We start from the raw sequence: 23,320 nt of genomic DNA, 5'->3' as shown, positions 1-23,320 counted from the left end.
GGGGGCGGCCCTGAACCAATTCTCAATCCTATTTGAAGGCCGGTTACCGGTTTACTGACAACTCAAACCCGGACCGTTTACACAAAATGCTTTACATGCCCTCATCTGGAATGTTGGATGATTTTATATGCTTTATCGCTTGACTGATCTTTGCCAGTGACTTTTGCAAAGTCACGCAAAATCAATATATTAGCGAACGCAAAAAAGCTCTTGGCACTACTTGAGCTTTTTTGTTGGTTTTCTGGCTGCCCTGTTATGCGACCTTGCGAATGACTTGCGGCAGAGCCACCCCGACGGTCTGAAATAGTTTTCCGCAGCATCCCTGGCACTCGGCACGGATCGCGAAATGCTTGCCTTCTTCTTCGATGGTCACGGTCTTCAGGGCTGACAGATCCTGTTTTATGTCGGCCCACTCTAAATCGTGGCCGGCGTTGTTGAGGCGAATCTCTAACTCTTTGCGCAGCACAAGAACCAGAAAACTGCAGAAAATATGGCCTCGGCTGCAACGTCGCTTTGCCCTGACAAGATCAACAGGGCCTGTTCGGAGAACCGTGACAAGGAACGGATCAGCGTCTTCACCCGGTTTTTATCCTGTAGCTGGTCCAGGCGGCCAATGGTCGCGATGACCCGTTGCTTGACTTTGCCCTGCTCTTTGCGGTTTTCAACGATTTGGAGATATTCGTACTTGTCGGATTTTTTGACTCGAGCGAACATGGGGAACCTCTTTCGTTAAAGACACCCCACTTTTAGCGATTATTTTCATATTAGTCAAGATGTAGATTTTATTCTGTGGCACTATCTTTTTGGTTTCTTGCCAACCCGGCATCGCTGAAAGCTAAGTATAGCAACAAATTTATTTTCTAACGCCGTTTCAACTGTCAAAGATCAGTTTGGGAATCTGCGGCAGCGCTCGCTCGGGGAAATTTTCAGCGGCGAGGTTTATCGCGACTTTATTGCCGCCCACCGTCGTAATGATTTACGGGCTCATAAAGTTTGTATGAGCTGTGAACGTTGTTTTTCGCCGGCGCCATGAGCAAGCTTAAGATGATTTGCCGGTTTCCGCGGCTCGGGTCAGTTTTCGGCAGTTTGCCCACAGCTCCTGTAAATCTTCGAGCACGATTTGCTCCGACAATAATAATCTTCGCAGCCAGGGGATGGCGCTTAAGGCGATGCCGCTTTCGAACTCCGGCAGTTGAGTCAGAAAATAGCGGACTGGAATAAAATCGACCTGCAAAGACTGGGGACCGGTTTTATTTATAATTAAAGCCACAAGCGCCTCGAGCTGTTTTAATTGTAACGCATGCAGCTGTAGTTTTTCTGGAATCTTTCCAGGCTTGGACTGGTGGTGGCCGGGTAAATATGGCTTTTCCCTTTCCGGAATGCCTGAAAGATAGTCAATGCAGTTATCAGGCGTCATTGGCCGACAGCCGGCCAGCTCTCTGCCGCCGGTGGAGATGTTGATGAAGGTCATTGAGTCGTTAATCTTTTTCTGGTGATCGACGATTTCTTCCAGGCTGCGGGCATAGGCGATGAACTCTGTCGGCGCGCTCAGGGGTTCCCCACTGTCGCTCGGGACCGTAAAAAACCTTTTCTGGGCTGCTTCATCTTCCCCTTCTTTTTTTTCAAGGCCGACGGCGTATTTGGCCCCTCGGGTGAACGCCAGGTCGCAACCACTGAGAATGACTGGGTTGCAACCGGCCGCGAGCACAAATTGCAGGGCTTCGTTGATCACGTTGCCGCCGGAATTTAAAGGGGAGGTCTGCGGCAAGGTTTTCGCAATCAATTCAAACAGAGGGGAGGTCTGGTTGTGAAACCAGTAAATCTCTCTGAAGTTATGGTCTAAATGTCCGGGATGGGTTTTCAGGGCCGCCAGCAGATTCAGCTTGCTAAGGTAATCCGCTCCCAGATCATCAAAATGAGCCTGTTTTTTCCCTTCGATGATAATTGTCAGGTCCGGCACGATGCCGGTCTTAGCCAGAGAACGCAGGGCTGTAGAGGACGCCACAATCAGGCAGCGCTGTTTGTCGTGAAGGTTTCGCAACGTCGGCAGGGCTCCGGGCAGGGATGGGCCGGCGCCGATCAGGATGGCCGGAATTTCTTTGTATCTTTCGTTCAAGAAGGAAGCATGCGGTCGAAAGAACAGCTGGTTCAGATTCTGGTTCTCATTGGCGGCCCAGGTAAAATAGTGCTTTTCGATGGTCTTGTTTTCCTCGCCGGCAATGGCGTTGCAAAGATCCAGTTCGCGTTGCAGGCGCGCGGCGATTTCCGGATTTCTTTCGACGCAAAATGAAAGTTTTAAGGCGCTGATTGAGCGCCAGAAGTTATGCACTTCCTTTATTTTTGTCAGGCAATTTTCTAAATCATAAAAAAAATGCAGGCGCGCTCCGGGGAAAATTTTTTCCGGGTCGGCCATACCCAGAAAAAAACAGAGAAGGCCGGGGTCCGGCTCGAGAATAAAGAGATCCGAAAAGCTTTTCTCGGACAGATCTTTCTGATTTTTGGCCAGGCCGCTGCCGAAAATGAGGTGAATCTTGTCTTGCTCGGGCGCTTTTGTGCTCGGCAAAAAGTCTGGCTGCTCCGGCCAGAGGAAGAGCTCCAGCTCGAAGCGGCTCAGTCTCCGGCTGCGGTTTATAAGCAACGAAGCAATCTCATCCGGACTGGTGAAATGTAAATCGGTGGAGCTGAGTCGCTGGATGCGCTCAAGAATAAGTGCCGGAGAACTCAACTTATTGCAGGATGGTCTAAAGTTCATGGCCTGGTGCCGCTGGTTCCGGGAGATTTTGGCTCGACCACAGCCTGGCCAGGGCGAGGTTTTCTTCCTGGGCAAAGGAGATGGTTAAATTGAGAAAGGGAGACTCATCGGGGCGGCGGTTTTCCAATAAAGCGGATTTGGTCTGTGCCCTGATGATCTTCAGCTCCTTTTCGTAAGCATTGAAATCGCAGGTGTTTTGCAGGAGTCGGAGAAACTGATTGCGAATTCCGGGCAGCCCCGGAGCCAAAGTCAGAAGCCGTTGATAACTTTCCCGGGCTTTTTCCAGCTCTCCCAGTTGGGTCAGGCTGACCGCCAGATTATGCAGGGCTTCGGTATAGTTCGGTTGATAACGTAGCGCCTGTAGAAACAGGGTTTTCGCCGCAGCGAAATCGTGTTGTGCGAGCAGTAAAAGGCCGAGGTGGTTTAAGGTGCGCGGATTGTCCGGCCGCAGGGACAGGGCTCGCCTGTAACTTAGCGCGGCAGCCTTGAAGTGGCGTTGGCGGTGCTGAACCAGGGCCAGTTGCGCCCAGGCGGATTCATGGTCGGATTCCAGCTCGAGACATTGTTGATAAGACTTTTCGGCCCGACTGAAATTTTTCAGTGCGCGATGGGCTTCGCCCAGGTTGTAATGGTAGGCGGCGGCCTGGGGATTAGCGGCAAGCGCCTGTTCAATCAGGGATACCGCTTTTTGCGGAGCGCCGCCTTGTAGGGCGATTACGCCGAGCAGGTGCAGGGCTTCCGGGTGGCCGGGAGCTTCGACCAGCACTTCATGATAGAGGGCTGCCGCCGCCGGTTGCTGTTTTTGATGCAAGGCCACGGCCTGGGTCAGCAGGGTATGGACGTGTTTTTTATTCATGTTGGGTGCCGCGGAATTTAATTTTGTTTGCAGAGCCGGCAATGACTCAGTCTGAGATCATTCATCCGGACTCGTGGCTTGTCTTAGTTTTTGAAAAATTCTTTCCAGATTTCTGACCGTGGCTTCGGTGTCAAACAGTGGAGTGGTAAGGCGCCTGGCCTCCAGTTTTTGGCGCAAAGCCGCCAGTTCAACCGGGTTCTGCGCCAGTCTGATTGCCAGCCGCCGGTAATCTTCGAGATTATCGCAAACCAGTTCGGACAGGTCGAGGGCGTAAAGATTGCTGGTTGAGACGCGTGAGGGAAAATGCCGGCCCTTGACCGCCACCAGCGGCACCCCGGCCCAAAGGGTATCGAGGCTGGTGGTATGGCCGTTGTAGATGCGGGTATCAAGAGCGAGATCGGCCAGCTGCAGGCGGGCGAGATGGTCGGCCTTGTCCGGCAGTTTGCCGGCGAAGATCAGCCGGTCCGGGTCGACGCCTCGCTCGGCGGCCTCCCTTTTGAGGTTGGCCACCATCTGGTCATTGCCGTATTTCAGCCATAAAACGCTGCCCGCCACCGCTTTTAAAATCTCCATCCAGACCGAAAACATGACTGGTTCAAGCTTGTAGGCGCTGTTGAAGGAACAGAAGATGAAGGCTTTTGGAGGCAAACCCTGAGCTGTTCTGGTGGGTTGGTCAGCGATGGCCGCTCGGTCGGCGATCATGTAACAATGGTCGAGATAGAGTATCTTTTCGCTGAAATAACGTTGTTCCTCGGGGGGAATCACGGTTTGGTCGGCGATCAGGTAGTCGATGAAATCGGCCCCGGTGGTGCCGGGATAGCCCAGCCAGGAAATCTGCACCGGCGCCGGGCGAAAAGCGCAGATTGCCAGCCGGTTGTCGCGGGTATGGCCCATTAATTCGATCAGAATATCGATGCCGTCAGTCTGAATCAGACGGGCGGCTTCCTCATCGCTCATCCGGCTGACATCGACAAAGCGATCGGCGTCCCGTTCAAGTCGGCGGCGATAATAACTCTGATCGTCGGGGCCGAACGCATAAGCGTTTACCTGGAAATTTTTCCGGTCGTGCAGGCGGAAAAGATTCAACAGGTTATGGGCTACGGGATGATCGTGAAAATCGCCGGACAGATAGCCGATGGAAAGCACTTTTTTGCCTCCGCTGGTTGAAAAGTGGTTTTCGGGAAATGATAATCTTTGAACAGGTTCAATGCTTTTGCTTATCTCCCGGGCTCGTTTTAAGGCGATTTCCGGATCCGGTCTTCTGGCGTTTAAGTCATGCAGACAGGGAAAATCCTGGTTGGATTTTTGTTCCTCTTCCGCGACCAGGGCCGCGGCTTCCCGCCAGGCGCAGTCCTGGTCGAGAAACCAGAGCCGAGCGGAACCGAGGCCGGGAAACGCCGGGTCAAGCTCCCATGCCTTTTTAAAAGCCGCCGCCGCCTTTTCCTGAGAACCGTAACTCTGTTCAAGATAGCCGAGGTTATTCCAGGCGCGGGCGTCATTCGGGTTCAGCCGCAGGGTTTTAAACAGGGCCGCTCGCGCCTGATGCGGTTGGCGCAGGTGAAAAAAGGCTCCAGCTAGATTAAAATTAAGTTCCGGATCGTCGGGATTTTCCTGAAGAAGCAACCGGTTGAGAGCCAGGGCTGCTTTCGCCATCTGGGGATTGTTCTTCAGCAGGCGGTGATAATGGCAGACGGCTTCAGTTTTCCGGCCGTCGGTTTCCAGAATTTGTCCCAGCAAAAAACGGCATTCAGGCTGGTCGGGATTGCCGGCCAGGGCCTCGCGCAGGCTCATGGCCGCAGCCGCAAACTCACCTCTATCCGCGAGGCTTCTCGCAATCTGCAGAAAAATATCCGTGGTCCCGTTTCGGGCCAGCGCGTATTCGAGGATCTCCCGGGATTTGTCGTTATTATTCAGTAGTGTACTCAAGGTTTTCGGCAATCCGAGAGCTTCTCCACAGCTTTCGATCGCTTGTCTGAGCATGGTCAGCCGCTGGTCGCGCCAGGCAAGCCAGCTCCGTCTTAAAACCGCAATAAAATTCTCGCTGAAGCGCGGCCCGTTCATTAAGTCGGAAGCCAGCAATTTCTCGCGTAATTGGCGATGGTAGGCGGCCCGCTTTTGGGAATCGGCTGACAGTTGCAGGGCGATGTCAATATATTCGGCCGGATTAGTGGCGATTAGTTCCTTGCAGTCCAGAGCGCGCAACAGCGCCGCGCCGACCCTGGCGGCATGGGTTTCGCCTTCCAGTACGACTACCGGAATCCCCATCCATAAGGCTTCAAAGGTCGTCGTGGTGCCGTTATAGGGCAGTGGGTCAAGGGCGATGTCGATTTTATGGTAAGCCGCGAAATGGTCGCTGAGGCGAGGGTGGCCGGCAAGCAGTCGCAGGCGCTCCGGGTCGATGCCGAGGCCGGCAAACCTTTCTTTCAGCCGCGAGGCGGTGTTGATATCCTGAAACTCCCGGGCCTTTAAACACAGCCGCGTCTTCGGAGCGCGCCGCAGAATTTCCGCCCAGAGCCCCAGACAGGGGTCGGACAGCTTGGCCGGGTTGTTGAAGGAGCCGAAGGTGATGGTTGTCCCGGCGCACTCAAGAATAGAAGCCTTTGGCGGCAAGTTCAGACTTTCCGGCGGGGCTTCGTAACATAAGAATGGTGCCGGCAGATAGAGTAGTTTCTCTGTGTAATGGGCGGCATTCTCCGGGGGATCCACGAGTTTGTCGCTGAGCCGGTAACTTTCTGTCTCCAGGCCGGTGGTGGCCGGATAGCCGAGCCAGGAAATCAGAATCGGGGCCGGGCGACGGGCCATCAGGGGCAGGCGGTTATCGGCGGTGTGGCCGCTCAGTTCAATCAGAATATCGATTTCGTCGGCAATTATCTGCCGGCAGAGCCGATCATTGTCGAGCGTGCCGACGGGTCGCCAGGTGTCGCCCAGGGCCGCTATTTCTTCGCTTACCGCATCGTTTTTAAGGTGCGTGGCGTAGAGGAAAAAACGCACCCTTCGGCGGTCATGATGGCGGAGCAGGGGGAGGACAAAGCGGCTGACCGCATGACGGCGGAAATCGGGAGACAGCAGTCCCACCCTGAGAGTTCTTGTGGGGTCGAGATCTCGGCGCTGGCTGATGGCCGCGGCCGCCGCTTCCGGGGCGCCATGGCGTTGCCACCATTGTCGGGCCCGCTGAAGACAGAGCTGCGGATCCGCCGAGAACATCAGCTGATGATAGAGGATATTGCTATGGACCCGGGGGTTTAATTCTCTGTGCTGCAGAAGGGCAAGAAAAACCTGTGCCGCTTCCTGAAAACGGCCTTGCCGCATATGAACCAGGGAACGCAGATTCAAGGCCGAGAAATTTTCCGGATTTTGTGCCAGAATGAGGCTGAGTTGCTTTTCGGCCGAGGTGATTTCTCCATTGAGCCAATAACTTTCCGCCAGTTTTTCCCGACAGAAAAGATTATCGGGAAAATCGTTTAACAAGTCGCTGAAATCCCTGATCGCTTCCGGGAAATGTTTCAGCCGCCGCTTGAGAGCGGCAATTTCACGGCGGCCGCCGAGATCTCCGGGTTTGAGTTTGAGGGTTTCATGGAAGGCGGTAAATGCCTGGTCAAAATGGTTCAAGGCCCCTTCGACCAGACCGAGATTGAACCAGGTGGCGGCATTTTGAGGATCGCTTGCCAGGGCTTTGTGGTAAAAACTGACAGCTTCTTCCGGCTGTTTGCGGGCAAGAAGCAGGTCACCGAAATTCTTGCAGAGTTCGGCATGGCTTGGTTGCAGATTCAGGGCCTGACGATAGTGGATTTCCGCCTCGGCCAAGTTGCCGGCGTCGTGTTCAAGGATGGCCAGATTGTAGCGCGCCGGAAAATGTTCTGGGGCCATGGCCAGGCATTGTCGGTAGGCGGCGACCGCGTTCGTGGCCCCGGCTTCCTGGGCCTTAAGCCCCTGAGCGAACCAATAAGCGGCCCCTTTTTCCTGGGGCGCGTTTTTTTTTGCCGGTGATTTTTCCCGGTGCCGGGGTTTTTGGTTTCTTTTCATGTTGTTTGCTTAATCTTTTCCGCCCAACGTGTAAAATTTTTTTTCAGTTCAGCGGTTTTTTTCGCCATCAGCTGTTTGATGGCGGGAAAGGCGGCGGCCTCGGCGGGACTGAGAATCTCTTCGGAACAGGTGGCGGTCGGCGGGCGGGAAAATTTTTCCAGCTGGCGATCCAGGGCGTTGCCGGGATAACGGAAATGCTGCATGGTCTTGCGCTTGATGCGGCCGCCCAGGAAGAACCGGCTTAACAGGGAGCGGTAAAAGGCGTCTTCACAACGCAAAGCCTGAAAGGCTTCGCCCTCGGGGTAGCCGCCGAGGCAGTCATGGCACCATTTTCTGATGCAAAAATTAAAAGGGACGCTGTTTTCTATGGCCTGTTGCCAGTGCGGCAGGATGTTTTCATCGATTCTGATGCCGGTCTGGATAAAATGCAGTTCCGGGTGCAGGTGCAGCTGATGCAGACAGAACAGAATATGTTCCTCGAAGAAAAGATCGTCGCCGTCGAGAAAGAAGATCAGCTCGCCGCGAGCTTTTTCGGCCCCCAGGTTGCGGCAGGGACCAGCTCCCAGATTTTGATGCTGATTAATCAGTTTGATTTGATAGGGGGCGGCCGCATGGTTTTCCACGACTTGGGCGGTTTCGTCAGCAGAGTTGTCGTTGACCACGATAATTTCGGCCCAGTCGCCGGGATTTACGATCGGCATGGTGGCGGCGCAGAAGGCGAAGGCGTCCAACACGCTGTCGAGACTTTTGCCGATGGTGGGCGCACAGTTATAGGCCGGGATAATCACCGTGATTCGGGGAATTCGGGGTAGGGATGATGTGGCCGATAGAGCCGCGTTCTCCCAGTATTCGAAAAGTTTGACCAGCTCCTGGTCGGTGGGATGAGTTTGCAGATATTTGTCATAAACCCCGGCCGCCTCGGTCTGGAGTCCCTGTTGCAGAAAGATCTTTTTCAGTTGGCGGGCGTCGCTCAGTAAATTTGCCGGTTTGCGTTCGGCCTGGGGAGACCCGCCGGGCGTCGCCGGCCAGGTTGTCGGCGAAAGTCGTTTTAAGTGCAGCTCGACTTCCTGATGACAGGCGTTGGGGATGAAACCCAGATATCTTTTGCCGTCCAGCCGAAAACCATCGGCGAATAGCTTCTGCAGGGCGACGCTCGAATATTCACGGCGCTCGCCGGCCCGGCAACGGCAGACGGTATTGACGATATTGATCGGATTGCAGAAGGTGCGCGACTGACGATAGATCAGCAGTCTGGGGGCCAGATCGCGAAACCGGTGGCGGAACGGAGCCAGATTATATTCCAGGCTGTTGGGATTGGCGAATTCGATTCGGCTTAGAAACGGCCAGAGATCGCTTTTCCGGTAAATCGAGCTGGAAATTTCAAGCGGAAAGGCGAAATCACCGGTGCCCGAGGTCCAGCTACAGGTAAAAATCTCCGGGTGTTTGGTCGCGCTGAGAGGCGGCACGGTCTGATTCTGATCGGCCATGTAAAAATAGTTATTGTTTTCTCCCAGTCTTAAAGAAAACCCCAGGGCTTCGGGATGGTTTTCCAGTAGTTCGAGAAGGTCGCGCGGAGAAAAAGGCTGCACGAAAATATTATCATCAACCAGAAACAATAAATATTCGGCGCCGCGGCAGAGGCTCAGAAAATCATCGCGGAAGTTTTTTTCTTCGATAAAATTATGCTCCGGGTAGCTTTCTCTGAGTTCGAGGTACTGGGCCATATGTTGCGGCGCAGAGGTTTTGTAAATGATGTTAAGTGAAACCATCTGCGGTTCTCGACAGCAGTCGGCAAACGTGTTTAACGTGCCGTCGAGTTGCAGGGCCCGGTCTTTACTGAAAACGATGCCGGTGAGGGGTTTTGCTGCAGGAGGAGATTGCGTCATGGCTCGGCTTTCCTCTGGAGTTGATGCCGTTGTCGGCAAAGCTGGGTTTCCCCGGCCAGTTGTATAAGGGCGTCGGTCATTTGGGCAATCGGCTCTGTCCAGTCTTTTGGCCGGCGCTGGCGAAACAAATGAAGACTCGGGTACCAGGGTGAATCCCGGCGCTCTCTGAACCAGCGCCAGTCGGGGACAGAGGAAAGCAGCACCCAGACCGGCCGGCCCAGGCTGCCTCCCAGATGGGCCGCCGCCGTATCCACTGTAATCAGCAGATCAAGCTCGTTGATCAAGGCGGCGCTGTCGCCAAAATCCCGCAGCCAGGGAGCGCAGTCAACCATGTCGGCATCGGGGATGCTGCCGTTGCTTTCTGTAAGCTGTGCGCGGGCTTCACCCAGTTGCAGGGAAAAAAAGGCCAGATTCAGTTTGTGAGCCGGATCGGCCCGCAAAAGTGGTGCCAGGTCTTTCAGGGAGCAGGAGCGCTGGCGGTCGTTGGCGTGGGTCGGCTGCCCGGCCCAGACCAGGCCGATATTGAAGTGGTCTGCGGCCAGTCGCTGGCGCCAGAAACGGCTTTGGTCCGGTTTCAGAGCGGGTGGGTTCGGCTGCGGCAGGTTATGCAGCTCGATTTCAAGTACCCGGGGCAGGCTCAGTAATGGAATCTGCAGGTCAAAGGTTGCCTGTGGCGCGCGGCTGAAAGAGAAAATTACCTGTTCATCGATGGCCGGATGGCCGACGAACAAGGGAGCGGTTTCCCGGCGGCATTCAAACAGCAGGCGGCCGCCACGGGCTTTGGCCAGGGGCAGAAAACGGGCAAATTGAATGGCGTCGCCAAATCCCTGTTCACTATAAACCAGCAGGGTTTTGCCGGGAAAGGGCCGGCCATCCCAGAGCGGTTGGGAAAATTTATGGGGATAGTTGCGCTCCCTGGTATTCTGCCGCCAGCGCCATTCATAGCCGGCCCAGCCTTCCCGATAATGTCCCTGGCTTAATAAGGTTAAAGCCAGGTTCCAGTTGAGGGTCGGATCTTCCGGATGCTTTTGCAACGCCAGATAGAAATCCGCCAGGGCTTCTTGCGGACGGTTTAAGGCGTGCAGGGTCAGGCCGCGATTGACGCGGGCCGGGAGCAGCCCCGGCAGCTGTCGGACGGTTTGCGAAAACAAAGTCAGCGCCCGGCTGAACTGCTGGTCGACAAACAATGCGCAGCCGAGGTTGTAGGCGGTCAGCGGATCCGCCGGCCGTTTCTGGTAAACCTTTTCTAGTTCCCTGATTCCCGCCTGGGTTTGCCCGGCGGAAATCAAGGCGTTGCCAAGATGATGACGGGCGTCGAGGTTGTTTTCATCCTCTTGTAGCAGTTTGCGAAAAACCTTTATCGCGGCTTCCGTGTGGCCGCTTTGTTTCAGGGCAAGGCCTTCGGCCAGATCGGTCATGAGAAAAAATCCAGTACCGTGTTCAAAAGCTTGTCCACCTGGATTTGCCAGGTAAAATTTTCCAGACGACGGGCCGCATTTTTTCCCCGCTCGCGGGCCTGGTCCCGGTGTTGGTAAACCTCTTCCAGTTTTTCAAGGATTTCATCCTGGTCGCTTTCCCCCCAGCCCTCGACCCCTGCCATGTGGCTGGTGGCTTTGACCGGTCCCTGTGTTGTCAGGGGAAATCCGATTTCAGGGTCGGCGAAATCCAATTGGCCGGTGTTGGCCGCCATGATGACCGGCAGACCACAGGCTAAAGCCTCCATCATCACCAGATTGGTGCCGCCTTCGCCGCGGTTGGGGAACAGGGCGACATCGGCTTCCCGCATGATCGGAGCCATGTAGATATTCGGGGTTTCAGCCAAGACCAGAAAACTTTTCGGCAGGAGCCCGTTTTTTTCCAGCCATCGGCCCAGGTTGGCAGCCTGAGGGCCGTTGCTGTCCGGGACACCGTCTACCAGCCCGCCGGCGACGATTTCGGCCATGGTTGCCGGCCAGCTGTTGTGCCAGGCACAGAGCAGCAGGCTTTCCGGGTGGCGCTGATTAAATTTTTTGTAGGCGGCGATGACGATGTCCTGGCCCTTGCGATATTCAAGTTTGCCGCCGGAAAAGATGACAAAACGCTCGCCGAAAAAACCGGCCTTCGGAGCCGGATGAAAAATCGTCGGATCAACGCCCTGAATGACGGTGACAATTTGATTGGTGAAGCCTTTTTCCCTTAAGAGGTTTTCATTCCAGTGTGACCCGGTGATAAGCAGGGGAAAATGGGCGGCCCGCTTTCGTCCTTGCGCGTTGAACGCGGTGTTTTCAAAAAAAATGACCCCGGCGTTGGCCGGACTTTGCAACAGGCCCGGTTGATGGGAAAAATTATTGCCGAGACCGTTAAGTACGATCAGCTTTTCGGCGTGGGGTTGAAATTTGGGGAATCGTTGTGCCATGGCGGCCAGTTTCCGGCAGGCATCGACCAACGGTTGCAGAAGTTGGTGTTGCAGCGGATTTTCCGGAAGCTGGCCGGGGGAAAAGAGCAAAACCGGTTGCAGGTTTTCTCGCGCCAGCAGTTGCAACGCCAAATTTATGCCGTAGACTCCCCAGCCGGTGCGGTCGTGCAGCTGCCAGCCGATGCCGATGTTTCTGATCATGGATGTTTACTGATCCAATTCTGACGGCTTCGTAACCACTTCATCGGCTTCATTGCCCTTCAACCTTTCCGGCCAAAAGGCCGGACGAGTGTCGCCGCGGCATCTTTCCATGTTCGCCGCAGTCCTGGGGTTTCGGGCGCCTCGCATGCGGAGCGGTTACCGTGCCATCCTGTTTTTCGCGATTTGCAAGCGTTGGTTATAGGTTTATCAATCCGGTTGCAATTACAATTTGGTTTGTGGTTCGGGTCGGGTTTTCAAATTTTTAACGGCTGAAGCGTTCAGCCTGGTTTTGATTTGAGCGAGCGGCGCTTGCCAGTTGCCGGGTTCGGACTGCCGAAACAGACACATGCTTGGATACCAGGGGCTCTTTTCTTGCTCCAGTCCCCAGCGCCAGTCGGGGGCGAAGGGCAGCATGGTCCAGACCGCTTTGCCCATGGCGCCCGCCAGGTGGGCGGTGGCGGTATCGATGGTGATAACCAGATCCAGGTTGGCAATGACGGCGGCCGTGTCGGCGAAACTGTGCCATTCGGGACCGAGATTACCGCGGAAACTGGAGAATTGTTTAAGCTCCCGAGCTTCTTCCGCCGGGGGACCGGTCTGCAGGCCGTAAAAATCGATGTCGTCAAGCTCCAGCAGGGGAGCCAGCTCTAAAGCCGGGCAGGAGCGGGCCGGGTCGGGAACGGGGTGCCCCCCCCAGACCAGACCGACTTTGAACCCTGCTTTGCCGGTCAGGCGCACGCGCCAGGCCCGGCAAAGCGCCCCCGGAGCCTTAATTAGTGGTTCGGGGGGCGGCGGGCCGGCATCGTCTGTCTGGAAAACGCGCGCCAGGCTCATCAGGGGAATATAGTAGTCGAAGGCTTTTGGGTAAGCCTGTTGGTGGTCAAAAATCAGCAGCTGGTCGATTCCGGGATGGTTTTGGAGCAGCTTGCACAGTTGGCGCGGTATTTCAAACAGCAGTCGTCCGCCACGTCGTTTGGCCGGAGGCAGGTAACGGAGAAACTGGAGATTGTCGCCAAAGCCCTGTTCGCCGTGCACCAGCAGCGTTTTTCCGGCAAAATTTTCACCCTGCCAGCGGGGCTGGGTAAAACTGTGCGGGTAGGTACGATCGACCGCCGTTCTTTTGAAACGCCACTCATATTCTTTCCAGCCCCTGCTGTAATCGCCGGTTAACAGGTACATAAAAGCCAGGTTGAAATGGGAATCAGGATCGTTTGGTCGTAAGGCCAGATCCTTGTGATAGTAAAGCAGGGCTTTTCCGGGCTGGTTGCTGTCCTGATAAAGGCGACCGAGGTTGGCCAGGGCGTCGGCGTACGCGGGGTATTTATTGATAAGTTCGAGATAAATCTTTTCGGCCGCGGCAAGCTCTCCGTTTTCCTGATGAAAGAGGGCGAGGTTGTAAAGATAATCGGGATTTTCCGGTTCCAGTTTCGCGGCTTGAAAAAAAGCGCGCCCGGCTTCATCCTTTCGTTTCTGATATTTGAGTGCGCGGGCCAGCAGGGTGTAGGCCCGTGCGTCGGTGCTGTCGAGAAGAAGTTCCCGGCGCAGGGCCGCCTCGGCGGCCGGCCAATCGTTGATGGCGATAAAATACTCCGCCGCTGCCAGCCAGGCTTCGGTTCTGATTTCAGATGCCGTCATTGCAGGGCGCCAGGCTGAGATCCTTGCCGGTCTGATCCTGAAAAATTCGTTCCGCCTTATAAATTGTAAGAGTATGAAAGGATGATTGCAAGGTGGTGTCGCTCCATTTTAATACCTTTCAGGCCGGTGTCGGGGAATTTTGCGGGCCCCCGGGCCATTCTCTCGCCGCCGGATCAAACCGGCGGTTCATTTTCAATTGCATGTTTGCTGAAAAAATGTCAATATTTTTCTGTCCCAAGGAAAAACCGAAAATCAGTTGAAAAGCAAGGGCTTGTTCTTGTAAAACTAATGATTGACGGTAGCGCGCCAGGACCTGGTGAACGATTTTTAGAGGTCATGACAACGCTGGCGCTCAACCCGTAACTGGAAGGCGGAATTTGGAAGACAAACCTGATCGGGTTTTCGCCGGTCACATGTCGGCGGGCTTTCGCGGGGACTGCTTGCGTCGGATCAGAGATCTGGAAAAGGCGGGTCGCCTGGCCGATGCCCTGGCTGAGTTTGAGCGGCTGCTGGCCGCCGAGGCCCCCGTGTTTTCGGCCGCCCTGTTGCTCGAATATGGCCGGCTCCTGTGGCTGGACCGGCAGTCGACGCGGGCGCTGGCTGTCTGGGAACAGCTGGTGCTTGATCCTTCTGCGGCTTCGTATGCCGGAAAGGCTCTCTATAATCTGGCCAAGGCCCAGGCCGAGTCCGGCCAATCGAGTCGGGCGGCGGCGCTTTACGAAAGGCTTTTGGCACTCGAACCGGAGACTCGGGAGGCCTTGTTTAACCTGGCCAATCTGCGCCAGAAAACCGGCGCTCCCGAGGCGGCGCTGCCTCTTTATCGGCGCTTGCTGGCTTTGGAACCGGGGAGGGTTGAGGCTTGGATCAATTGCGCCCGGGCCTGCAAAAGTTGTGGGGATTATGAGCGGGCCGAATTCTGCCTGGGACGAGCGTTGGCGTTGGCGCCGACAGCGGTTACGGCCCATTGGAACCTGGCGCACGTCTGCTTGAGTCAGGGACGTTTTGCTGAGGGCTGGGCCGAGTACGAATGGCGTTTGCGGCGGCCGGAGGCTTTTATTCCTGCCGGGGTCGAAAAGATCGCGCCCTGGCGGGGTGAAAACCTGCGCGGCCGCCGGCTGCTGCTCTGGAGTGAGCAGGGCGCCGGCGACGCCATTCAGTTTGTTCGTTTCGCCGCGAAATTGTCGGGGCCTCCAGCCTGCGTGGCTTTGCTCTGCCAGGATAATCTGCGGCGCTTGTTGCAATCCGCTCCCGGAATAGATTTGGTTCTGCCCTTTTCCAGTTTGCCGGAAGGTTTTGATTTCCAGCTTTCACTGCTAAGTCTGCCCTGGCGGCTGGGTTTGCATACTCAGGCTGAACTGTCGGCCCGGCCTTATCTTGCGGCGGGGCCGCCTGTCGCCAAAGGCGGCCCCGCCGGCGTGGGAAAATTTCCTTTTCATCAATTTGACGACTCCAGGATCAAGGTCGGTCTGGTCTGGAGCGGCAATCCTTTTCATGTCAATGACGCCAGGCGCTCAATCGCTTTCTCTGAGCTGGCCCCCCTGGGCCGGATAGCGGGAATGTGCTTTTTCAGCCTGCAGAAAGCGGTTAAGCGGGAGTCTCTGCCGCAAGCTCAGCGGGAAATTCAGCCCTTAATCGATCTGGCTCCCTGGATGAATGATTTTGCCGCGACCGCCTGGGTTTTGCAACAACTGGATCTGCTCTTGAGTGTTGATACTGCCGTCGCCCATCTGGCCGGGGCTCTGGGGGTTCCGGCCTGGATTTTACTGCCCTGCGAGGCCGACTGGCGCTGGGGTCTGAAGGGTCGGCGCAGTTACTGGTATGATTCCGTAAGGCTTTTCCGCCAGCCTAAACCAGGCGACTGGCGAAGTGTAATCGCGGCACTTGGAGAGGCGCTGGCTTCATTTGTGAAAGCTGATTTTCTGCGCGGTTAGCGCTCTGTCGGAGAGTGACCATGGCCTGGCCCGAATTTTGTTTTATTCTGCTCATGCCGCAGACAGGGGCTCTGCTCGAGGTTGAAGCGCGCCTGTTTGCGGAGTTGCCGGCGCAACGGCGCTGGGCCGAGGCCGTGATTTTTTTTGAGGGTCTGCTTGCGGTACGGCCGGGTTTTTTGTCGGCAGTCAATGCGTTGGCCCTGGTCGCGTATGAGAATCGTGATTATGACGCGGCTTTGCGGCTGCTTGCCGGCCTGCATCGCCGGGAGCCGAAAAATATTTTCTGGTTAAATAATCTTGGGGTTGTTTTGGCTGCGCGAGGAGAGTGCAGCGGGGCTTGGGCGATGCTTGACCTGGCGCTTAAACTGGCCCCGGCTCACGCGGAGATTTTATATAATCGGGCCTGTCTGGCAATTGTCGAAGGCAGGGCGGAACTCGCTCTTGAACTTTTACGCGCAACCCTGGCGCACTTTCCCGAACATCGACGGTCTTTGTTCGGATTAAGTCGTCTGGCCAAGGAAAATGGTTTGCTTGCCGAGTCGGTCGCCTGCTGTCGCCGACTGTGCGATAAGTTTCCTGAGAATGCCGAATATCGTTTCAATCTTGGCCTGATGCTGCTTAAAGTCGGGGCCTGGGAGGAAGGTTTTACCCTTTACGAAAGCCGACCGCCGGTAGGCGGGTTGAAGAATCTGGCGGCGGGAGAAAAACTTTGGCGAGGGGAGCCCCTGGCCGGAAAAACCATGCTGGTTATAGCTGAGCAGGGCCTGGGCGATACGATTATTTGCGCCCGTTATCTGCCGCTGCTGGAGTGTTTGAACGCCAGGTTGACCGTGGCGGTTCAGGAACCTTTGCTCGAGTTGTTGCGAAATAGTTTTCCTGAACTTGAAATACCGGCTGCGAACCAAAAGAAATCTTCATCGTATGATTATCGGATATCGCTTTTGAGTCTGCCGCATCGTTTCCGGACGCGCCTTGACAATCTGCCGGCGGTCGTGCCCTACCTCAAAGTCTCAACGGCGGCCCGTGAAAGATGGCGTTCCCGCCTATCTAGACAAAAGAACGGGTGTTTGAAAATCGGGGTAGTCTGGGCTTCAAATCCGATCAATCTTAAAGAAAAACGCCGAGCGCTTCCCCTGTCCCTGTTTTCCCGGCTGTTTGCGGTGGCCGGAGCCGTTTTCTTCAGCCTGAAAAAGGATCAGGAAGCGTCCGACTTAAGCCTGATCGACAAACTGCCGGCCGAACTGCGGTCGCGTTATGTCGATCTCGCTCCGGAGTTGACGGATCTGCATGAAACCGCAGCGATAATGGAAAATCTTGACCTGATTATCAGTTGCGATACCTCGGTACCCCACCTGGCAGGGGCTCTGGCGCGGCCGGTCTGGCTGCTGCTGCCTTTTGACGCCGATTGGCGCTGGCTTGTAAAGCGTGAGGATTCACCCTGGTATCCGACCATGCGTCTTTTCCGTCAGCCGCGGCCCGACGACTGGCAAACGGTGTTGGCAAGGGTGGAGCGAGAATTGCGGCGGTTGTCTGCTACCGGTAATCATGCCGAAAATTAGGCTTGAAAACTTCCAAGTAAACCAGTAAAAGCTGGTTGCTTTTAGACATGTGTGGCCGCGATAGCGGTCTGGGGACGCTATTCAGAAAATCGATCAGACCTACGGGCCCGGAATTTTCCGGGCCCGTAGGTCTGACGGTATTCTCAAGGTCTCTGGGTCGAGAACTTTACGGATGCAAAAGTTCGCAGGCCATGATGGTCTGTTTGCACAGCACCGAGGTGGTTACTGAGCCAACTCCCGCAGGTACCGGAGTGATTTTGGCGACAATCGGTTCGACCTCGGCGAAATCTACATCGCCGCAGTATTTGCCGGGGTTGGCGGGGTCCTCGTTGATGCCGACATCAATCACCACCTGGCCGGCTTTGACAAAATCGGCTTTAACCATTTTCGCCCGGCCGACGGCGGCGATCAGAATGTCGGCTTCCCGGCAGACTTGGTTAAGATTTTCAGTGCGGGAATGGCAGAGGGTCACCGTGCCGTGTTCACGCAGCAGCAGCATCGCCACCGGTTTGCCGACGACCAGCGAACGGCCGAGAACCACGCAGCGTTTGCCTTTGATCGGAATATTGTAGAAATGGAGCATGTCCATGCAGGCGGTCGGGGTACAGGGGGGGAAGCCGGTCAGGTCATCGGCAAAAACCTTGGCGGCGCCACCCAGGGTGAGACAATCGACATCCTTTTCGACCGGAATCAGGGCGCGAATTTTACGCTCGTCGAGATGTTTGGGCAGCGGCGCGAACATCAGTATGCCATGTACGGAAGGATTGACGCCGACGCCGGTGACCGCTTTCTCAAAATCAGCCTGGTTGATATCTTCCGGGTATTCAAAAACCTCATAAGCCATGCCGATAGCTTCGCAGGTTTTTTTGGCTCCGCCTTCATAGAAAAGATCATCGGGTCGGGCGCCGACGCGGATGATGCCTAGTTTGGGCATGATGTCGCGGGCCTTTAAAGCCTCAACTTTCTTAGCCAGTTCCTCTTTCATCGCGTCGGCAACCGGTTTGCCTTTTAAAATCTCAGCCATCGGGTTTTCTCCTTTTACTCTTATCTGAAATGCAGTTCTCGGTTCAGAGCTCTACCCCATGCCCATGCCGCCGGCAGGGGGGAGCGCTTCTATTTTTGCAGTTTATTGAGAACCAGAGCCAGGGTCTCATCCGCCAATTTCTGGCCGTCTGCCAGCAGGCGGTCCATTTCTTCCTTGGCCGCTTGATTGAATTCCTGGTCTTTGATGCCGTTAAGGTTGATAATCACATTGAGGCTGCCGGAAATCAGGGCGGCCTTGAGAAAAACCACGCCGCAGGCGACATCTGAAATGGCGATCATGGTGCCGATTTCACCCATCCGCTGATGAATTCTGATGCCTTCGTAGGCCAGACGCATGATATCCATGGGCACGGAACAGGCGGCTTTGCCGCAAGCTTCCATGGTTTCGTCTTTGACTTTCTGTTGTTCCGGGGTGTCTTTGGGCAGACCGTAAGCTTTGGACAGAGGCTCAAAAACCTCGGCGTCCTTATCGACCAGCGCCTCAAGTCCGGCAATGACCTTGGCGCCCCGCTCAACCAGCTCCTTGACTTCAACTTCCACATCGGCATATTTTTTTTTGCCGATAGTCAGGTTGCCGACCATATTGGAGAGAGCCATGCCGATGGCGCCACCCATGGCGGCCGCACCGCCGCCTCCCGGAACCGGAGCTTTGGAAGCCAGAACTTCGTTGAATTCTTTGCATGACTTATTGAGCATGGACATATGGAACCCTCCTCTTGCTTGAGTAGTCAGATAAGGTGCCATGCTTTTTTCGGCATGGCGACGATTGTCTATTGTATTTAGAAGCGAAAACCAGGCCCCGCTTACAATGGATACTTCTCTTTGTCAAGTGAAAACCGGCGCCGGTCTTTTATGTCCCTGGCTCTCCCAGGGGACTGCGTTTGTGGCCATGCTCTTGCGGCATGATCCTGAATTGGTTATCTATTAGTAACGTCCTAGTACGAGCCGCTCCACCGCAGGTTATTTTCAAGTGGGTGGCTGCTATGGCGGTCAGAGGGCGCTCTTCAGTCTCGGATCACAGGTGGTTTTCCTGCTCTCGCGACCGTTAGGTTTCTGTTTTTAAACAGTCAACCCGGCTTTTTTCTGCCGGAGATTGGTTGTCTGGAGACGGCTCGGTCAGCGCAGAACAAAAAGAGCGTAAAGACTGAGGGCATAGATCACCAGGGTCGGCAGCGAAGTGAAACGCGGCCGGTGACCGGCAACCTTTTGGATGGAGGAATAGTGGGCTGAAAAAAGGAAAACGCCGGTCATCAACATGCCGATGGCCGCGATCAGGGCCTGGCTGGGGGACCCGGCAGCCAATAGCGAACCGGGGAAAAAAAGAGATCAGCGATAGCCAGCCAGAATAGCGACGTTAAAAATGTTGCTGCCGAAGATATTGCCGGCCGCCATGGAAAAACTGCCGATGCCGATGGCGCTGAAAGTGACCACGATTTCCGGCAGAGAGGTGGCGATGGCCAGCAGGCTGTTGCCGACGAAGGTGGTTCCCCAGCCGCTGATTTCGGCAAGCTGTTCAGCGCTGGCCGCCAGGCTTGATGAGGCAACCACAATCATGGCGGCATTGATCAGCAGGCTTTTTCTGAGCTCGCGCGGAACCCTTTCCAGGCCGGTTTTTTCGCCGACCTGGAAAGAATTATGGGGATGGTTTTGAAAGGCGTGGAGCTTTTTCAGGCCCATGAGATAAGTCGTTGCGATCAGAAGGGAAAAAATATCGAGGTGGAAAACCCGCCAGAAACCATGAGCCCCGAGCCCCATCAAGGCTAGACTGATCATGATGAGAGACAAATAGGCGGTCAGGAGATTTTCTCCGTCCAGTTGCTGCTTTGCTTGCAGAGGGCCGGTAGAAAACAGGCTGATAACCCCCAGAATGGCCAGGTTGGCGGCATTGCTGCCGAAAATGTTACCCATGGCCAGATCAGGAGACTTTAAAAACAGAGCGGCGCTGACGGTGCTTGCCATTTCCGGCAGAGAAGTGACCAGGCCCAGAAGGATAACCCCGACAAAACCCCGGCTCAGGTCGGTTAGCTCGGCTAAGTGATCACCGGCCAGGGTAAGTCGACGACCGGAAATCAGGACCGCAGTCGCGGCACATATAAAAACCAGGGTCCAGATCATGATTCTCGTTGGTTTTGGGTTCCGAACAAACCTTCTCCATTCCTAATACGGAAATAATCCCGTAACCCAAATGATTTTTCACGGCCCGCAAATAAGTACTCTTATCAGGCCCAGCAGAGCTGGATAAGTTTCTTCATCGGGACATCCCCTTCGGGGATAACCCGTGAAGCACTTAACATTTTCTTGTTCTTGTGGTTGAAAAAATGTTGAAAAAACAAGAAAATAACCTGTAAGGTCCTAAAAAAGCCCGACAGCTGCACTTTTGTGCTGTCGGGCTTTTCCCTCGTGTCGTTGTCTAGACGGTGATGAGTTCTTTAGGCCTCATTCTTTTCGTCTTCTTCGTTGCCGCCCTGGTTGTTTTCCCTGCGACTGTCGGTAGCCTGTTGCAGCAGTTCGCCAAATGAAACTTTGCCTTTCTGGAAGCTTTCAGTGATGTACTCACCGCTTTCCATTTTCTCTTTTTCTTCGAGATAGGCTTTGATGCTCAAACCGATTTTACGGTCTTCATTGTTGATATTAAGAACCTTGGCAGTCACGGTGTCGCCAACTTTCAGCATCTCGTCGGCTTTCTTTTCCTTGTCGGACGTGATCTCGGAGATGTGCACCAGGCCTTCAACCCCATCTTCAAGTTCGACGAAAGCGCCGAAGTCGGTGATGTTGGTGATGGTTCCGGTGACGTGGTCGTTGGACATCAGTTTCTCACTGATATTCTTCCAGGGATCTTCATTGAGTTGCTTGATGCCGAGGGAAAAGCGCTGGTTGGCGGTATCCAGGTTGAGCACCACCGCCTGAATGGTTTCCCCTTTTTTGTAAATCTCGCCGGGGTGTTTGAGGCGCTTGCTCCAGGAAATATCGGAGATGTGAACCAGGCCGTCAATATCATTTTCGATGCCGACAAAAAGACCGAAATCAGTAATATTCTTGATTTCGCCTTCAATCTTGGTGCCGACCGGATATTTGTCGATCAAACTGTCCCAGGGGTTGGGTTCAACCTGTTTCATACCCAGGGAAATACGTCGTTTGTCCGGATCGATACTCAACACCACGGCTTCAATTTCATCGCCGACATTGACAATCTGAGTCGGATGTTTGATCTTTTTTGTCCATGACATTTCGGAAACGTGGACCAGACTTTCGATGCCTTCCTCAATTTCAACGAAGGCGCCGTAATCTTTGATGCTGATAACCTTGCCGGTGACTTTGGTGCCGACCGGATAATTTTCCGCCGCCTTGGTCCAGGGGTCTTCTTTCAGCTGTTTGATGCCCAGGGAAACCCGCTGCCGCTCCTGGTCATACTTGATGATTTTGACTTTAATGGTTTCGCCGACGGTGATGCGTTCGCTGGGATGGTTAACCCGGCCCCAGGAAATATCGGTAATGTGCAGGAGTCCATCGAGACCGCCGAGGTCGATGAAGGCGCCATAGTCGGTGATATTTTTGACCACGCCATCAACAATCACCCCTTCCTGAAGCTTGTCAAGGAGCTGCTCTCTCATTTTCTCGCGGGATTCTTCAAGCACAGCCCGGCGTGAGATTACGACATTGTTGCGTTTCTGATTGTGCTTGAGGATTCTGAATTCGTAACGTTCGCCAATCAGCTTATCAAGGTTGCGAACCGGTTTCAGGTCAATCTGTGATCCCGGGAGAAAAGCCGCTACCCCGATATCGACGGAAAGGCCACCCTTGACTTTGCTGGTGACTTCCCCTTCAATGGTTCCGTTTTCGTCGGCTATCCGTTTGATGTCGTCCCAGACCTTCATTCTCTCAGCTTTGGTGCGGGAGAGTTGAATATTGCCGTGTTCGTCTTCGTAACGTTCCAGGAAAACATCTATCTCGTCACCTGCAGCAACCGTGCAGCGGCCATTGGGATCCTTGAACTGGTTGATTGGAATGTGACCTTCCGACTTGTAGCCGATATCGATAACGACATCGTTATCAGTCACCAGAACAACGGTTCCGGTGACCAGGCCTCCGACCTTTACGTCTTTGCCCTTGATGCTTTCTTCGAACATGGCAGCAAAATCGTCATCGAAGTCTTCCTGGTCGAGGTCTTCCTCATCGGGATCGTTTTGCAGGTCAAGGTTTTCGTCCATTACCGTCGCCATTGACGGATCTTCCTGTTCATTGCCGTTGGTGAGTTGGTTTTCTGTCATTGGTTTAAATTATACCCCCTAGTTAAAGTTTCCGGTCTGATGAATCCTTTTGAAGTGCGAACTCACAACTGTTTTTTCTCCGTTCATGAGTCGCGGGCGGGAAACCAGACCCCCTGTCGGAGCCCTGAAGCCGGGGAATGCGGCTGTTTCAAGGTCCTTGGTTTTTTGCTCAAATTTACTGTCGACCGGTTGCCGACAGATCCAAAAGGGAGCCTTTAGCATAGGAATTTTTTAAATGCAAACTTAAAATGGTACGCCTGCTTGAAATCAGCCGGATAGTGCGGCCGGACTAGGTTCGGCTGTCGGTAATCCTGATCGTTGACTTTTTTCGGGCTTAATGCGTATAAAAGACGGGCCGACGATCATGGTGTCCGGTCTGCGCCTGATTGCTGGGAACTTTGGTTGCTTTTGGTCGGAAATCGGCGCATTAAGGTTGCAAACTCCAGGGGAAGAGCTTTTGGAGCCGGCACTTGCCGCCTGATACTGGCGGGGTGTTTTCCCCAAAAAAAAGATAATTTTCCAATGGCGATTGAACGCAGTTGTGTTTTGGGAGGTCGGTGATGGTTTGGGGCGCGGCGTTGGTCTACGCGGGTCTGGTAACCCTGCTCTTTTATGATGGCCTCAAGCACATGGTGAAAGGCTGGGGGAGTGAAGATTACAGCTACTGTTATCTTGTTCCCTTGGTTATCGCTTACATGATCTGGGAAAAAAGGGAGGCCTGGCGGCGTTTTCCAGCAGAGGTCTCCGTTTGTGGTTTCGGGCTGCTGTTG

At 54.6% G+C, this 23,320-nt stretch carries 19 protein-coding genes; 5 read left to right on the top strand and 14 right to left on the bottom strand.

Annotated elements, in window-relative coordinates:
- Window positions 1-253: 253 nt before the first annotated feature.
- Window positions 254-466 carry a hypothetical protein gene (locus tag ENN66_07970; GenBank protein HDS16527.1) on the bottom strand — a complete coding sequence of 71 codons (213 nt, stop codon included), beginning with the start codon at window positions 464-466 and terminating at the stop codon, window positions 254-256.
- Window positions 448-714, bottom strand: a complete 267-nt coding sequence (locus tag ENN66_07965; GenBank protein HDS16526.1) for a hypothetical protein — start codon at window positions 712-714, stop codon at window positions 448-450. Before ENN66_07965 ends, ENN66_07970 begins: the two co-directional genes overlap by 19 nt.
- 127 nt (window positions 715-841) lie before the next feature.
- Between ENN66_07965 and ENN66_07960 the strand changes: the two genes are divergently transcribed.
- A complete protein-coding gene (locus tag ENN66_07960) occupies window positions 842-1,033 on the top strand; it encodes a hypothetical protein (protein HDS16525.1) in 192 nt (63 codons plus the stop codon).
- 6 nt (window positions 1,034-1,039) lie between these two features.
- Here ENN66_07960 and ENN66_07955 read toward each other — a convergent pair whose 3' ends face one another.
- The 7 genes from ENN66_07955 to ENN66_07925 form a co-directional block, all read right to left on the bottom strand.
- Window positions 1,040-2,752 carry a DUF115 domain-containing protein gene (locus ENN66_07955; protein HDS16524.1) on the bottom strand — a complete coding sequence of 571 codons (1,713 nt, stop codon included), beginning with the start codon at window positions 2,750-2,752 and terminating at the stop codon, window positions 1,040-1,042.
- Window positions 2,742-3,608, bottom strand: a complete 867-nt coding sequence (locus ENN66_07950) for a tetratricopeptide repeat protein (GenBank protein ID HDS16523.1) — start codon at window positions 3,606-3,608, stop codon at window positions 2,742-2,744. The genes ENN66_07955 and ENN66_07950 overlap by 11 nt, the downstream gene beginning before the upstream one ends.
- 57 nt (window positions 3,609-3,665) lie before the next feature.
- Complete coding sequence (locus tag ENN66_07945) at window positions 3,666-7,631, bottom strand: tetratricopeptide repeat protein (GenBank protein HDS16522.1); 3,966 nt, start codon at window positions 7,629-7,631, stop codon at window positions 3,666-3,668.
- On the bottom strand, window positions 7,628-9,517 hold the full coding sequence (locus tag ENN66_07940; protein ID HDS16521.1) for a glycosyltransferase family 2 protein: 1,890 nt from the start codon (window positions 9,515-9,517) through the stop codon (window positions 7,628-7,630). The genes ENN66_07945 and ENN66_07940 overlap by 4 nt, the downstream gene beginning before the upstream one ends.
- Entirely contained in the window at window positions 9,514-10,935 is a 1,422-nt protein-coding gene (locus ENN66_07935; GenBank protein HDS16520.1) for a tetratricopeptide repeat protein, read from the bottom strand. Before ENN66_07935 ends, ENN66_07940 begins: the two co-directional genes overlap by 4 nt.
- The gene (locus tag ENN66_07930; GenBank protein HDS16519.1) at window positions 10,932-12,113 is read right to left on the bottom strand and encodes a glycosyltransferase; all 1,182 of its coding nucleotides are present in this window, start codon (window positions 12,111-12,113) and stop codon (window positions 10,932-10,934) included. The genes ENN66_07935 and ENN66_07930 overlap by 4 nt, the downstream gene beginning before the upstream one ends.
- A gap of 222 nt (window positions 12,114-12,335) precedes the next feature.
- Window positions 12,336-13,748, bottom strand: coding sequence for a tetratricopeptide repeat protein (locus tag ENN66_07925; protein HDS16518.1), 1,413 nt, complete (start codon window positions 13,746-13,748; stop codon window positions 12,336-12,338).
- An 81-nt stretch (window positions 13,749-13,829) separates the two neighbouring features.
- Here ENN66_07925 and ENN66_07920 point away from each other — a divergent pair, with 81 nt between their 5' ends.
- The 3 genes from ENN66_07920 to ENN66_07910 are packed head-to-tail and all read left to right on the top strand — an operon-like array spanning window position 13,830 to window position 17,238.
- Window positions 13,830-14,111: a hypothetical protein gene (locus tag ENN66_07920; protein HDS16517.1), complete on the top strand. Its 282-nt coding sequence runs from the start codon at window positions 13,830-13,832 to the stop codon at window positions 14,109-14,111.
- A 14-nt stretch (window positions 14,112-14,125) separates the two neighbouring features.
- A complete protein-coding gene (locus tag ENN66_07915; GenBank protein HDS16516.1) occupies window positions 14,126-15,679 on the top strand; it encodes a tetratricopeptide repeat protein in 1,554 nt (517 codons plus the stop codon).
- Between the two features lie 20 nt (window positions 15,680-15,699).
- Complete coding sequence (locus tag ENN66_07910) at window positions 15,700-17,238, top strand: tetratricopeptide repeat protein (GenBank protein HDS16515.1); 1,539 nt, start codon at window positions 15,700-15,702, stop codon at window positions 17,236-17,238.
- Between the two features lie 166 nt (window positions 17,239-17,404).
- Here the strand turns inward: ENN66_07910 and ENN66_07905 are convergent, their stop codons facing one another.
- From ENN66_07905 to ENN66_07885, 5 genes are all read right to left on the bottom strand, one after another.
- A complete protein-coding gene (locus ENN66_07905) occupies window positions 17,405-18,262 on the bottom strand; it encodes a bifunctional 5,10-methylenetetrahydrofolate dehydrogenase/5,10-methenyltetrahydrofolate cyclohydrolase (GenBank protein ID HDS16514.1) in 858 nt (285 codons plus the stop codon).
- Between the two features lie 89 nt (window positions 18,263-18,351).
- On the bottom strand, window positions 18,352-18,984 hold the full coding sequence (locus ENN66_07900) for a sugar ABC transporter substrate-binding protein (protein HDS16513.1): 633 nt from the start codon (window positions 18,982-18,984) through the stop codon (window positions 18,352-18,354).
- Window positions 18,985-19,398: 414 nt separating this feature from the next.
- Entirely contained in the window at window positions 19,399-19,584 is a 186-nt protein-coding gene (locus tag ENN66_07895; GenBank protein HDS16512.1) for a hypothetical protein, read from the bottom strand.
- Between the two features lie 24 nt (window positions 19,585-19,608).
- Complete coding sequence (locus ENN66_07890; GenBank protein HDS16511.1) at window positions 19,609-20,397, bottom strand: hypothetical protein; 789 nt, start codon at window positions 20,395-20,397, stop codon at window positions 19,609-19,611.
- Between the two features lie 314 nt (window positions 20,398-20,711).
- On the bottom strand, window positions 20,712-22,550 hold the full coding sequence (locus ENN66_07885) for a 30S ribosomal protein S1 (GenBank protein HDS16510.1): 1,839 nt from the start codon (window positions 22,548-22,550) through the stop codon (window positions 20,712-20,714).
- 557 nt (window positions 22,551-23,107) lie between these two features.
- Here ENN66_07885 and ENN66_07880 point away from each other — a divergent pair.
- A partial coding sequence (locus ENN66_07880) for a hypothetical protein (GenBank protein HDS16509.1) occupies window positions 23,108-23,320 on the top strand: 213 nt, incomplete at its 3' end.

The organism is Pseudomonadota bacterium (assembly GCA_011049115.1).
Lineage (GTDB): Bacteria > Desulfobacterota > Anaeroferrophillalia > Anaeroferrophillales > Tharpellaceae > DSCM01.
The sequence above is the reverse complement of the archived record's forward strand: the minus strand, read 5'-3'. Positions and strand labels throughout refer to the sequence as shown.

What these genes read in the sequence shown, in the direction of transcription:
- ENN66_07965 (HDS16526.1), bottom strand. Translation starts at nt 714, where the DNA reads ATGTTCGCTCGAGTCAAAAAATCCGACAAGTACGAATATCTCCAAATC.
- ENN66_07925 (HDS16518.1), bottom strand. Translation starts at nt 13,748, where the DNA reads ATGACGGCATCTGAAATCAGAACCGAAGCCTGGCTGGCAGCGGCGGAG.
- ENN66_07930 (HDS16519.1), bottom strand. Translation starts at nt 12,113, where the DNA reads ATGATCAGAAACATCGGCATCGGCTGGCAGCTGCACGACCGCACCGGC.
- ENN66_07950 (HDS16523.1), bottom strand. Translation starts at nt 3,608, where the DNA reads ATGAATAAAAAACACGTCCATACCCTGCTGACCCAGGCCGTGGCCTTG.
- ENN66_07920 (HDS16517.1), top strand. Translation starts at nt 13,830, where the DNA reads ATGATTGCAAGGTGGTGTCGCTCCATTTTAATACCTTTCAGGCCGGTG.
- ENN66_07885 (HDS16510.1), bottom strand. Translation starts at nt 22,550, where the DNA reads ATGACAGAAAACCAACTCACCAACGGCAATGAACAGGAAGATCCGTCA.
- ENN66_07910 (HDS16515.1), top strand. Translation starts at nt 15,700, where the DNA reads ATGGCCTGGCCCGAATTTTGTTTTATTCTGCTCATGCCGCAGACAGGG.
- ENN66_07890 (HDS16511.1), bottom strand. Translation starts at nt 20,397, where the DNA reads ATGATCTGGACCCTGGTTTTTATATGTGCCGCGACTGCGGTCCTGATT.
- ENN66_07945 (HDS16522.1), bottom strand. Translation starts at nt 7,631, where the DNA reads ATGAAAAGAAACCAAAAACCCCGGCACCGGGAAAAATCACCGGCAAAA.
- ENN66_07935 (HDS16520.1), bottom strand. Translation starts at nt 10,935, where the DNA reads ATGACCGATCTGGCCGAAGGCCTTGCCCTGAAACAAAGCGGCCACACG.
- ENN66_07955 (HDS16524.1), bottom strand. Translation starts at nt 2,752, where the DNA reads ATGAACTTTAGACCATCCTGCAATAAGTTGAGTTCTCCGGCACTTATT.
- ENN66_07900 (HDS16513.1), bottom strand. Translation starts at nt 18,984, where the DNA reads ATGTCCATGCTCAATAAGTCATGCAAAGAATTCAACGAAGTTCTGGCT.
- ENN66_07905 (HDS16514.1), bottom strand. Translation starts at nt 18,262, where the DNA reads ATGGCTGAGATTTTAAAAGGCAAACCGGTTGCCGACGCGATGAAAGAG.
- ENN66_07940 (HDS16521.1), bottom strand. Translation starts at nt 9,517, where the DNA reads ATGACGCAATCTCCTCCTGCAGCAAAACCCCTCACCGGCATCGTTTTC.